Source organism: Aliterella atlantica CENA595, assembly GCF_000952155.1.
Taxonomy (GTDB): domain Bacteria; phylum Cyanobacteriota; class Cyanobacteriia; order Cyanobacteriales; family Chroococcidiopsidaceae; genus Aliterella; species Aliterella atlantica.
In genome coordinates, this window is sequence record NZ_JYON01000049.1 from 1 (window position 1) to 12491 (window position 12491).

Genomic DNA, 12491 nt, shown 5'->3' on the forward strand with positions numbered 1-12491 from the left:
CAGTTTTGCTTGCAGTTTCGGCTCGTCTTCTGTTAGCGATGGTGGGAAGAATCGATGCATCCAACTTTTATCAAGTCGGCAGCCTTTTCTCCAATCATAATCGCAGGTGCATTTGTGTTTCCTGTGGTGATAGTTGGCATAATCGATGCATCAACAACTCGTAACCCTTCAATCCCCCGTACCTTGAGTTGGGGATCGACAACCGCCATGCGATCGATACCCATTTTGCACGTTCCAACAGGGTGCCATGCCGTATCGCACGTTTGCCGAATATAATCTCGGATTGCTTTGTCGCTCTTTGCTTCAGCCCTCGGAGCAATTTCCTCGCCCCGAAACTCATTAAACACATCCGAATGGACAAGTTGACGTGAAATTTTCAGTCCTTCAACCATCAATTGCATATCGGATTCTTTCTGAAGATAATTGACCCGAATCAACGGTGGGTCAAAGGGGGAGGAGGAACGCAGTCTCACACTACCACGACTTTCGGGATGAGTGATGTAATAAGTAATAGTGAATCCTGGACCTTCACGTGCAAAGGCAGGATTGACAAATAAGAGCGGCACAAATGTAAATTGCAGATTGGGCGCAGCATCTAAATTATTGTTTGTATGCAGAAATAACCCAGCCTCTCCCCCATTACTACTTGGCGCAACGGGCAGGTTTTGAGTAGACTGGTAGCCAACAACGGCAAGTGGGTGATCTTGAAGATTCTGACCGACACCTGGTAAATCAACAGCTACAGGAATGCCTAACGCCCGCAGATGCTCGGCTGGTCCAATTCCAGAAAGCATGAGCAGTTTGGGGGAATCGAACGCGCCAGCACTCAAAATTACTTCGGAGTTGACCCTAACTTGATATTCCGTTCCATTTTGGACATATGCTACCCCAACCGTGCGCCTTCCCTCAAAGAGTAAACGAGTTACTAATGCTCCTGTTTGAATAGTCAAGTTGGGGCGCTCAAAAATCGGACGCAGAAACGCCACTGCTGTACTGTGGCGCTTGCCATCTTTTACGGTCAGTTGGTAAAGTCCTGCACCTTCCTGCTGTACGCCATTGAAGTCGGGATTTTGCTTGTAGCCCTGTGCGATCGCAGCTTCTACAAAGCGTTGCGACGCTGGACTTGGAGAGAGTGGATCGCTGATGCTAAGTAGTCCATCAACCCCGTGAAATAACGATGCTCCCCGCTGCTGGTTTTCCGATTTCTTGAAGTAAGGTAAGACATCCTGATAACTCCAACCAATATTACCTAACGCTTGCCAGCTATTGTAGTCGCGCTCATTGCCTCGGATATAAATCATGCCATTAATCGAACTGCTGCCGCCCAAGACTTTACCGCGTGAAGAGAAAATTTTGCGGTTATTTAAGTAGGGTTCCCCTTCGGTGAAGTATGCCCAGTCTACTTCGGAGCCTAAGAGTGTAGGCCACGCTGAGGGAATCTGAATTTCTGGTTTGGTATCAGGACTACCTGCTTCGAGCAGCAATACTCTCGTGTTAGGGTCTTCTGTAAGACGGTTGGCAACGACACTGCCCGCCGAGCCAGCACCAATTACAATATAGTCATACCGAGCCATTCCATGTTTTCTAGGTCTAGCACTCGCCAAATGAGCATGAGTTAGTAGGTGACTAAACCAGTAGAGAACAGGGCGGCATTTTGGAGAAAACGTCGACGGTCATAAGGCTTGTAAAGCATAAACTAACTTTTGGTTTTTACCTGCACCGCGCAATACCTCTACATATACCAATGAAACCGAGCCAAGAAGTTCGGAACTTTTTGAGGCGAAGGTTATCAAATAGTTCGCACTACTTCGCTGCTAGAGATGAGCCAATTCCACTTTAGCCATCTGTTTAACAGTTATTTGGCATTGCTGCCTTTCAATATTTGCTTCAGCAACGAGATGCTAGCAGTTTACTCTGCTTTGCGTCGAGTCCAAGCAGAGATAATGGCGATCGCTAACACCCCCACTACTGAAGCGCCAATCAATAACTTCTCGCCTTGCAAAATGCCTGCACCAACCGCCACAAGCGGAGGTTTGACCAGCACAATACTCAACCCCAAAGCACTCATAAATCGCTGCCAAGGCATCCGGCATAGACCCGCCCCATAGCAAATATAGTCAAAAAAGCTGGACATCATAGCGCCTGTTAGCAAGAAAAAATTGCCTTCGAGATATTTTTTGCTCCAGCGATCGAGCTTGTCCATAAATTGCTTGCCTACAAGCCGTTGCACCACTGGGCGACCGTAACGACGCGCAATGAAAAAATTAGCACTGCAGGCAAGCAAATCTGCCAGAGCAATTACCACCAAACCCTGCGCGAACCCAAACAATGCACCGGACAAAATTGCATAAGCTGTACCTGGCAATACAGGAATTAAGATACTAGAAAATCTTAGCAACAGAATAATCAATGGTGCCCAAATGCCGAATTGAGCAACATTGGTTCTAATTTGCTCGATGCCAACTCGATTGATTAACCAAATTGCGCCAGCGATCGACAGGACAACTAAACTAAACTCTAAAATTTTGACGAGCCTACGCTGCATAGCCAAGACTGCTCCATCGATCGACTTAATTTCTCACCGCACTTGATGCTTACACTTTTTCGCTCTTTTGTTGCATTAATCATTAAAACTAAATTTTAGGTGAATTCGGGTTTGGGGCGCGTCCGAAGCCTTGTTGAGGTGGCTTTTTGGTGCTGGTGGGAGTTGCGATGGGATTTGGGTTTGGGGCGCGTCCGAAGCCTTGTTGAGGTGGCTTTTTGGTGCTGGTGGGAGTTGCGGTGGGATTTGAATTTGGGGCGCGTCCGAAGCCTTGTTGAGATGGCTTTTTGGTGGGAATTTCACCTTGAGTGCTGTCAATCCAAAAACTAAATCCAAATACTACAGTAATTAGACTGCAAGACAATACAGATAACAGACGTTGTTTATTAATTTGATTTTTCATTGTAAGCAAAATTAAGTTGGGGATCTATTAAGCTGAGATTTTTCCCGTTACATGGATTGAGTTAGGGAGCGAAATAGTGTATTCCTTAAAGCGCGATCGCCTTTTTATCCATGCAAAGGTTTTTATCTTCTAGTTATTTCTCAAAAAAAACTAAATAAATTTATGCAGATAACAGCGGAAGTTGGATAGTTAAGCATTGCATAACAGAGAATTAAGATGTTCGCATTTAAGCCTTCAGGTATGACGCAAATTATGACTGCACAAATTATTAAAGACAAAAGCGTGCATATAAACAGCAAGCAATTTTTGAGAACTACATAGAGGTTGATACCCTCAAGATGGTCTAACGTCAAAAACCGTGCCAGTGAAACGATGAACCAATCAGACGAAAGTCCAGATATGCCCCAATTAGACGATCGCTTGAGGCAACTGGCGATCGCAGCCCAAAATCATCCTCAAGATAGTCCAGCGAGGCAACGTGCTTTAACTGTACTAATCGGCGTGATGCTGCGATCGGGCAAGCTTTGTCGTCCCCGTCGAGGTCAATTTCAAATGCTATATGAGGAAATTTATGCAGAAGCTTTGCAGCGCCTATTATTATTTATTTGCGAACGCATTGATGCCTACGATCGTCAAAAAGGTGAAGTGTTGCAATGGGTTAATTTTTTGCTAAGTCAACGTTTTTTTATTGAAGCTAGTCGTGATTTTTTGCCCGCTGTATATAAAGGAATGGATGCAAGAGCAGTTAAACACTTAACACTAGAAAGCCTGGACAAATATAACCCGCACGAACTCAATCCGCAACTAACTCCGCCTCTTTCCCAAGAGGTGAAAGACTGTTTGGCGGAAGATCCCGAAGGACTATTTGCCCAAGCTTATGTCGCAGACCATCCGGCAGCTAGTTTTCAACACCTGGCATTGAAAAGACTAGAAGGATACTCCTGGCAAGATTTATCTATCGAACTTGATATTGCAATTCCCACCCTAAGTAGCTTCTACCAACGCTGCTTGACTCGGTTTGCCCCCATATTAAAAACTTACTTACTATAGTCGTGAGAGACTTTAAAATGATCGATTCTACCGAGCAAGATTTAACTCTACCTGTACCGCTCACGCTCCAAGCACATTACGCTGCCTTACTATTTTACCAACAGCACGCTGACGCACGCAAGGCAAAACAAGTCTATCTCAATACCTTAGCGGTTTCTGCCGTTCGTGCTTATTTAAGTTGGTTAGGAATTGCCAGCGACTTGCAAGCTAGCGATAGCTGGAATCCAACGCTCCAAGCTCTAGCTGATATCGCCGACTTAGACATTCCAGGACAGGGCAAATTAGAATGTCGTCCCGTACTGCCAGAAGCTACGGCTTGTTATGTTGCACCGGAAACTTGGTCTAATCGGATTGGCTATATAGCTGTACTTTTGGATGCAGACCTCAAAACAGCAACCTTGTTAGGATTTGTGCCAAGTGTAGATACCGAAGAGTTGCCCTTGGAGCAGTTACAACCAGTTGCCACGTTGCTAGATATGCTCAAGCCGCAACCACAACCACAGCAAGATAAAGAATTAGTTAACTTGAGCCATTGGGCGCAAGGAATATTTACAACAGGTTGGCGGGCAGTAGAAGAATTACTCGAACCCCAACCAGTGGTAAGTTTCAGAAGCTTGGAATTGGCGAGTAATTTAAAACCATCAGTAACAACACGCGGCAAGATCCTCGAATTAGTACCGCGATCGCTAAGTCATCAGGTAGTATTGCTAGTAGGTTTAATCCCCAACAACTCACTCCAACTCGATATTTGGATAAAGCTCGCTCCGACAAATTGCGGTTCTTACTTGCCAGAAGATTTAGAAATTAAGGTACTCGACGAGCATGGGGTGGCGGTAATGCAAGCACAATCGCGGCAAACAGATATGTTGCAACTGCAGTTTCAAGGTGTAATAGGCGAACAATTTAGCATTGAACTAGGGCTAAATGATATTAATCTAGTAGAGACGTTTGTCATCTAAACAACAGGCGATTATCGTGCCTACTGATGGAAAGCTAGTAGTTTTAAAGTTTAATGGCAATCTCCAGCAAGGATTGCAGGTAATGCTGGAAATCGGCAGAGATGGCGCTCGACCGTCAACTGAGCTAGTTGGGGCATTACCGCCAAACCCAGAGCTAGCCCAACACCTATGGGCGTGGCAACAAATATATCGCAGTTTGAGTAGCGATACTTTGAGCGTTAACAGCAGAATTCAACCGCAAAAGATTGTCTATGGCGGCTCTGTAAATAGACTAAATGACTGTCGTCGATCTGCACTGCAATTACAGCAGCAGATGACACATTGGCTAGAATCTTCCTCATTTCTCCGTCTAGATCGACGCGTGCGCGAAGCTGTGAGTAAGAATGAATCTATTCGAGTGCTGATTCGGACTGAAGATCCGCAATTACGGCGTTTGCCTTGGCATCTGTGGGATTTTATCGCTCGCTACTCTAAATCGGAAACAGGGCTAAGTTCCACCGTATCCGAGCAAGTTGAGCTAGAGTTACAGGCAGCATTAAATTGCCCTAAAGTAAAAGTTTTAGCGATTTTAGGCAACAGTCTAAATATTAACGTGCAAGCTGACAGTCAGTTTTTGCAAGCTCTGCCCAATGCAGAGGTGACATTTTTGGTTGAACCGTCAAGGCAGCAAATCGACGAGCAACTTTGGCAGCAAAAGTGGCATATCTTGTTTTTTGCTGGACACAGCGCTACAGATGGCGATCGCGGATTCATTTATATCAATCCGCACGAGAAAATAACGCTAGCAGAACTGAAGTATGGATTAAAACGGGCGATCGCTCAAGGTTTGCAAATAGCTATTTTTAACTCCTGTGATGGATTGGGATTAGCCCAAGCATTAGAAGCGTTGCACATCCCGCAAATGATTGTGATGCGCGAACCAGTGCCAGATTCAGTTGCTCAAGAATTTTTGAAGCATTTTTTGTCAGCATATTCAGGGGGCAAATCGCTTTATCTCTCGGTGCGGGAAGCAAAAGAGCGGTTGCATAGCATGGAAGATCGATTTCCCTGCGCTAGCTGGCTGCCAACTATTGTGCAAAATTCAGCAGCAATGCCGCCCAGTTACCAAGAATTAGTCAACGGTGTGACGCAAAATAGTTCTCAACTTGGTGAAGATGCCCATCTCAATATTCACGAGATTCCTGGCTCGACAACCACTCCACGAGTTACAGATGCAATAGGCGATCGCCAAGGGCAACTTGCGCTTAATCTCCAGCGTTTGCTGCACCGAATGCGCCCAGGCTGGTTGGCGATCTTAGTCAGTTTAGCGATCGCAATTGGACTAATTGGCATTCGTCCTCTGGAGTTGATGCAATCTTGGGAACTAAACGTATACGATCTGATGATGCAACAGCGACCTGATGAAGGAGCCGATTCTCGTTTGTTGATTGTTGAAGTCACCGATGCTGATATTGAAGCCCAAAAGCAAAAGGGGGAATCGTTACATCGCAAGTCTCTCTCAAAGCAATCTTTAAATCGAGATGTCGAAACATCCTTGAGCGATCGCTCTTTGGAGCGTTTGTTAAGCGTTTTAGAGCAACATCAACCCCGCGCCATTGGCTTAGATATTTACAGAGACTTTACTGTAGATGCTAGGTTACCAGAATTAGCCGCTCGCTTACGCGCTACTCCAGAACTTATTACTGTCTGTAAAGCGGAAGATTTTGACGATCCCAATATTCCTAGTATCAACCCACCTCCAGAAGTACCATTAAATCGTATTGGGTTTAGCGATCTCAAAGAAGATAGCGACGGCATCCTCCGCCGCCATCTTTTAGGCATGGTTCCGTTGCTAAGAACTCCAGACTCTCGCTGTAATGTCGATCGCGCTTTTGGCGTTGCTGTTGCCGCTCGGTATTTGCAACAACAAAATATAAAAATTCAATTTACGGCTAGTGGTGACTTACGACTGGGCGATCGCGTAATTAAGGTTCTGCAATCGAACCGTAGTGCTTATCCGCTACTAGAGTCAAGCGGCAGCGAAATCTTGCTTAACTATCGTTCTACAGCAGAAATTGCTACGCACGTCACGCTTGGGCAAATTCTCAACAATCAAATTAATCCCCAATACATCTCTGGCAAAATTGTGTTAGTAGGAGTGACAGCACAAGGAGGGGAAGATGTCTGGTTTATTCCGACAAAGCCTCATGTCGCTATGCCAGGGGTAATTGTTCAAGCACACGCAATCTCGCAACTGTTGAGCGCCGCGTTGGATGGGCGTTCTATTTTAACTGTTTTACCTCTACGGCAAGCGCTGGGCTGGGTGTGGACGTGGGCAATGGTAGGTTGCCTCTTAGCATTTTGGCAACGGCAGCGCAGAAATATGAGGCGAGTTCTGTTGCATCTAGCAGCAAGCATGACGGTTGCCACAATTTCTCTATACGGACTATGCTTTTTTAGTTTATTGCGAGGAAAATGGTTGCCATTTGTGTCTCCATTGCTAGCCCTAATCTTATCTAGCACCGTTGTAGCGATCTATTTGATTTATCGATTACCAACTCGTTCTACTTCATCGTCATGATTTTGCCCAATATGCTCAAAACTTCAACTCGATATTTTCTAAAACATACCTTAGTATTAGCAGGAGTTATATTTGTCGGTAGCCCAGTAATTGACTTCGCCCCAATGCCAGTTCAAGCCAGCCCTAACACATCACACTCAATTTATAACAAGCAAGCAAAAGGGCGAGTTCCAGGACGCAGACGCGGCGGCGCACGACGCGGAGATTGCCCAGCCACCTCAACTCAATTAACGGCATTAGTTCCTGAAACTGAACTTTCAACTCAAGCTCTTCCGGAAACTTATGTTGGGGGCAGCACAACGGCTGAGTATCCCACGTTTTGGTTTTACGTTCCCTACTCGCTCAGTGCCGATCTGACCGGAGAATTTATTTTGCAAGATAATACAGGTCAAAACATCTATCAAATTGCTTCCACTGATTTTCCTGCTGCTGAGGTGAGTCCAGGCATAATTGGTATTTCTCTTCCATCTACAATCGCACCGCTAAAAATCGGTAAGGTTTATAAATGGTATTTCAAGTTAAATTGTGGCATGGAAGCACCCATGTACGTACAAGGAGGAATTGAGCGAATTGCCCTCAATGCAAATCTAGCCAAGCAGCTTGCAAATGCAACTCCCACTGAGCAAGCTAATCTCTATATCAAAAATAACGCTTGGTATGATGCAGTAAATGTTATTGCTAAAGTTTATCGCACCAATCCGACTGACAATAATACTAAATCTGCTTGGATAAATTTACTGCGAGCGATCGATTTAGAGAGTTTTTAATTGACACTTCCAACTTGAAGGCTAAGGCAGTGTCAAGCCGCAAAGCGGCAATTCGTAATTAATAATTCGCGCATTCGCGCATTACTACCCCATGCGTGAACGCAGCGGCTTGAAATAACGCTTTTACGCATTTTTGGTTTCTCCATTAATAAATTAAAGGGCTTGTACCTGTTTAATGCGCGAATGCGCGAATGCGCGAATGCGCGAATGCGCGAATGCGCGAATTAATTTGGTCAACGTTCTTAATTTAACTGATAGAGTAGCAGCTTATTTTGTCACGGTATTTGCTGCTCGTTGACAGCAGTTCTTAGAAGCCTCATAGCACTTACATTAGTTGATAAACCGGAGGTCAGCTTTGAATAAAGATTCAAAATACTCTACGCGCAGTGAAACAGAGCGAATTTTTTATACTTTAGATTCTCTCGATCGAACGGCAGAAACTACGGCGATAGACACTGCTTCAAAGTCTGAGCAATGTGTACTGTCGATGTCGTCACTGGGCAAACTGGGACGATTTGGCAATCAGCTTTTTCAATATGCATTCTTACGAATTTGCGCGCTAAAATCAGGTGCAAAAGTTGAGTGTCCAAGCTGGATCGGTCAATCGCTGTTTGGACATATCGATCTACCGATTTCGCAGCTTTTACCTCCGGCGATCGAACAACTCGATCGGGGTGAAACCTTGTTCGATGCGATGCCAGAGTTCATTCCATACTTTGAGAAGATGGCAGGAGCGCCTAGCATTCGAGTTGGTGTCGAAGCGATAGAGCAGGGATTAAGCAATGTCGATTTGTGGGGATTTTTTCAATTTCATACTCGATTTTTGCAGCCGCATCAGGCTTTTTTTCGTTCGCTATTTCAACCGATTCCCGAACTTAGAGAGGCTTTAGAAGTTGGACTTACGCAGTTGCGATCGCGTGGCAAAACAATCATCGGCGTACACATCCGTCGCGGCGATTTTGTTCATTTGCCGATGGCAGGGTTTACCTTATTGGTACCCTTAGAATGGTGGTGCGAGTGGCTCGATCGGATGTGGGAGCGCTTTGACCAGCCAGTATTATTTCTGTGTAGTGACGATTTGGATCGTGTTCTGCCTGCCTTTGCCAAATTCAAGCCCGTCACTTGCAACGAGCTATCGATTGAAGTTACCCAATTGCAAAGCATTCATGCTGAATTTTATGTTGACTTTTTTATATTGAGTCAATGTGATGTGGTCGGTATTAGTAATAGTGTTTTCAGCTTCGCCGCTTGTTTGTTAAATGAGCGAGGACAACAGTTTTTTCGTCCTTGTTGGGACTTTTCCATCAAGTTTGTCCAGTTTGACCCTTGGGAGAGTTTGCCACTGCTTTACATTGGTGATGGACAGCCAAAGATATTGAAGCGCGTTGATGAGGTTGCGGCGGTGACTCTGGCAACGCAAGGCAAGCTCGAATTATTAAGATGCCTCTGCGTTCAAGTGCCGTTCAGTATCCTAAAACAATGGCTCGTACGACTTTACTTGAGCTATCAAGGAGCAGGCTGGCGAGGCGTATTTAGGTTACTCAACAATTACTAACTCAATAGGTGGATTCAGGCGATATCTACACGCTCGGCGCAAAAAATGCGTGGCGACATTAAGCTCTCCCTAACAAGCAACTAAAGCCAATTTCCTAATAATACGTAAGGAGCCCAGTAGGAAGGATGATTGTAGTTTGGGTGTTTGACAAGTGTGAGTTGAGCTTGGCGCAGTGCTTGAGATTTAGAAACAGATGGATTTTCAACTAAGTGACGGTAAAACTCAACCATTAAAAACGCACTGGAGCGATCGTCGATACTCCACAATGAAGCAAGGGTACTACGCGCTCCGGCTCTAACTGCTACTCCTGCTAACCCCAAAGCCGCTCGTTCATCGCCTTCTGCTGTTTGACAGGCGCTCAAGGTCAAAAGTTGAATCGCTGTTGTTTGCACTTGCTCCCTAGTTTGCAAGATGCGATTTAGCTCGTCTACATTAATGCGACGATCGAGGGTGCGAATGAATGTTTGAGTGCGATCGGAACTAAATTTACCATGTGTTGCTAGATGGACAATTTGAAACGGCGTTTGCTCGATTTGACTTTGTAATGCTTTAGCCGTAAAGTCTCGATCTAGCAAGACAACTGCCTGGGGAATTTTAGCCAAAATTCCTTCTTTTTCTTGTTCGACTGCTGTAAGCGGACTAAAACCATCGACTGAGCGACTCAATCCGGCAAACAATAGCCGTATCTCTTGGCGTTCTAAAGGTTGTGGTGGTAGCAATTCTAGCCCTGGTGTTAGGGCGATCGCATAATTTTCCACTAGATAATGTTTGCCGTCGTACAAAGCTGCCATCGGAATATTCTTCAAAAATCCATCTAGGACAAATACCAATGTGCCAATTTGATTTTTACTTAGTTGGGTTGCAATAGGACGGAGCAACCAATCATAAACTTGCGCTGATAATGCTTGGAGCGATCGCTGTGTTTCTGGTTGAGTAATTTGCTGACGCAAGTCTTGCAAAGTTTTTTCTACCTGTATTCGCTCTACTTTAGTCGAGTAGTGGATTAAATTACTTTGGTTGGGCAGCTTTACCACTACCTCTATACTATTGGGCAAAATAATCGGGTAGATTACGGCTGCTGAAGTATTAGTGCGATCGCTAGATAGCGTGCTAGTTTGTTCGACAATTCGATCAATAGCAACAGGAATATCGGTGCAAGCTTCACGAAAAAAGTTTTGCAGTTCAACAGTTTGCAGAGATTCTAGAGTCTTCCTAGCTTTTACTAAGTTCTCTTGCTTTGGCTCTTTTGCGTCTAGATCGGATTGTAAGAGTAACTCAATTAATTGTCTATAAGCAGGTTCAATACTTTGTCGAAATGAAAATTGTTGGTCAACATTGATAGAAGCTAAGTCTAATCGCAAAGATTGCAGAGTTTTTAGTGCTTCTTCTAAGCTTGCGATCGCCTCAGTGCTATTTTTAGCTACATCAATTCCCTGTTGGGCTTGAGCTTTGAGAATGCGTCCGAGTTGCCATTGCCATAGATAGGTGACATCGGCGGCATTGGTAGATAATGTCAATTGCAGTGCTTGACGAGTCAGACTATCTGCAAATGACCATTGTTGAGCTTGTTCGTACAATCCTCCTAATAGCCCCAATGCATAGGCTTGAGTGCGGCGATCGCCCAATTGTTCGCTCTGCTTTGCTGCACTAGACAAAAGTGCTGCTGCATCAGTCGATGAGAATTTGGGCGCTCCTTTGGCTAGACTTTGAGCTAAATTAATGCGGGCAAATACCGTCGTGCGATTGGGCGGCAATTCTTGCAGTTGGCGTTGAATTTGCGGTAATAAAGTTTGAGCGTCTGATATTTTTGCCGTTTCTATCAGTAGGCTAAAGCGATTTAAGTTGGACTGTAATTGTGTTGTCGCTACTTTGGTATTTGCTGCCTGCTGATACCATTTGAGGGCGGTTAAATTATCTTGCCTAGCGCGGGCTGTATTACCTAAACTAAGTTGTGTCAAGGCGATCGCTTCTTTCACATCGTCCGCATTAGCTGAATTTACTGTTAATCTCTCTGCGATCGCCAAACTATCTTGCAATCTTTGCTGCGACAGTTCTAAGTTTCCCGCTACGCGCAGCGCCTCGCCCAAACTCCGCAGTTCGGCAACTTTGGTCAGGGAGTCGCTTTGAGAGCGCAAAGTTTGCTCTAACTCAGTGAGGAGGGCGATCGCCCGTTCGTACAATCCGAGAGCTTGCAGAGCGCGACTTTGCTCGATTTGATTGCGAGTTAATAGGTCGCTATTATTTAGCTGTTTGTAGTAAAGAGCCGACTGCTGCCAAGTGGCAAGAGCTTGTTCTGGTTGACCTTGAGCTAATTGCAATCGTCCTTGAATATCCAGCGCTTGGGCTGTAGCTAACAGCCCTTCGGCAGAACTAGGAGAACGCGCGAACAGATTAAGGCTGCTGGCGATCGACGCGTTCGCTTGCTGCCAATCTCCTAGTTGATGATAAGTTAGGGCTAAATTGCTTAGGGCGATCGCTTGAGCGATTGTATTTCCCTGCTGTTGATACGAGCGAACGGCTTGTTGTAAGACTGTTACAGCTTGAGTAAAGCGTCCTGCTTGGTAAAATGCTTTGCCTTGTTGTTCTAACGTTTGCGCCTGAGTTTGACTGACAATTGAAGTTACAGAAGACGAGCCGAAACTGCGAGCAAAACTA

At 45.2% G+C, this 12491-nt stretch carries 9 protein-coding genes; 5 read left to right on the forward strand and 4 right to left on the reverse strand.

Annotated elements, in window-relative coordinates; translation table 11 throughout:
• Nucleotides 1–32 precede the first annotated feature (32 nt).
• The 3 genes from UH38_RS24260 to UH38_RS24270 all read right to left on the reverse strand — a co-directional run bounded on the left by UH38_RS24260 (nt 33) and on the right by UH38_RS24270 (nt 2945).
• Nucleotides 33–1574, reverse strand: coding sequence for a GMC family oxidoreductase (locus UH38_RS24260; RefSeq protein WP_045057291.1), 1542 nt, complete (start codon nt 1572–1574; stop codon nt 33–35).
• A gap of 335 nt (nt 1575–1909) precedes the next feature.
• Nucleotides 1910–2545, reverse strand: a complete 636-nt coding sequence (locus tag UH38_RS24265; RefSeq protein WP_045057292.1) for a TVP38/TMEM64 family protein — start codon at nt 2543–2545, stop codon at nt 1910–1912.
• Nucleotides 2546–2633: 88 nt separating this feature from the next.
• Nucleotides 2634–2945, reverse strand: coding sequence for a hypothetical protein (locus UH38_RS24270; protein WP_045057293.1), 312 nt, complete (start codon nt 2943–2945; stop codon nt 2634–2636).
• A gap of 372 nt (nt 2946–3317) precedes the next feature.
• Here UH38_RS24270 and UH38_RS24275 point away from each other — a divergent pair, with 372 nt between their 5' ends.
• The 5 genes from UH38_RS24275 (at nt 3318) to UH38_RS24295 (ending at nt 9836) form a co-directional block, all read left to right on the forward strand.
• Complete coding sequence (locus UH38_RS24275) at nt 3318–3995, forward strand: hypothetical protein (RefSeq protein ID WP_200892613.1); 678 nt, start codon at nt 3318–3320, stop codon at nt 3993–3995.
• 17 nt (nt 3996–4012) lie between these two features.
• The gene (locus UH38_RS24280) at nt 4013–4954 is read left to right on the forward strand and encodes a DUF1822 family protein (RefSeq protein WP_045057294.1); all 942 of its coding nucleotides are present in this window, start codon (nt 4013–4015) and stop codon (nt 4952–4954) included.
• Complete coding sequence (locus tag UH38_RS24285; protein WP_052672568.1) at nt 4944–7514, forward strand: CHASE2 domain-containing protein; 2571 nt, start codon at nt 4944–4946, stop codon at nt 7512–7514. The genes UH38_RS24280 and UH38_RS24285 overlap by 11 nt, the downstream gene beginning before the upstream one ends.
• On the forward strand, nt 7511–8281 hold the full coding sequence (locus tag UH38_RS24290) for a DUF928 domain-containing protein (protein WP_052672569.1): 771 nt from the start codon (nt 7511–7513) through the stop codon (nt 8279–8281). Before UH38_RS24285 ends, UH38_RS24290 begins: the two co-directional genes overlap by 4 nt.
• A 355-nt stretch (nt 8282–8636) precedes the next feature.
• Nucleotides 8637–9836: an alpha-1,2-fucosyltransferase gene (locus UH38_RS24295; RefSeq protein ID WP_045057295.1), complete on the forward strand. Its 1200-nt coding sequence runs from the start codon at nt 8637–8639 to the stop codon at nt 9834–9836.
• An 80-nt stretch (nt 9837–9916) separates the two neighbouring features.
• Here UH38_RS24295 and UH38_RS24300 read toward each other — a convergent pair.
• The coding region (locus tag UH38_RS24300; RefSeq protein WP_045057296.1) for a CHAT domain-containing protein at nt 9917–12491 on the reverse strand (2575 nt) is incomplete at its 5' end.

What these genes read in the sequence shown, in the direction of transcription:
- UH38_RS24260 (WP_045057291.1), bottom strand. Translation starts at nt 1,574, where the DNA reads ATGGCTCGGTATGACTATATTGTAATTGGTGCTGGCTCGGCGGGCAGT.
- UH38_RS24265 (WP_045057292.1), bottom strand. Translation starts at nt 2,545, where the DNA reads ATGCAGCGTAGGCTCGTCAAAATTTTAGAGTTTAGTTTAGTTGTCCTG.
- UH38_RS24270 (WP_045057293.1), bottom strand. Translation starts at nt 2,945, where the DNA reads ATGAAAAATCAAATTAATAAACAACGTCTGTTATCTGTATTGTCTTGC.
- UH38_RS24275 (WP_200892613.1), top strand. Translation starts at nt 3,318, where the DNA reads ATGAACCAATCAGACGAAAGTCCAGATATGCCCCAATTAGACGATCGC.
- UH38_RS24280 (WP_045057294.1), top strand. Translation starts at nt 4,013, where the DNA reads ATGATCGATTCTACCGAGCAAGATTTAACTCTACCTGTACCGCTCACG.
- UH38_RS24290 (WP_052672569.1), top strand. Translation starts at nt 7,511, where the DNA reads ATGATTTTGCCCAATATGCTCAAAACTTCAACTCGATATTTTCTAAAA.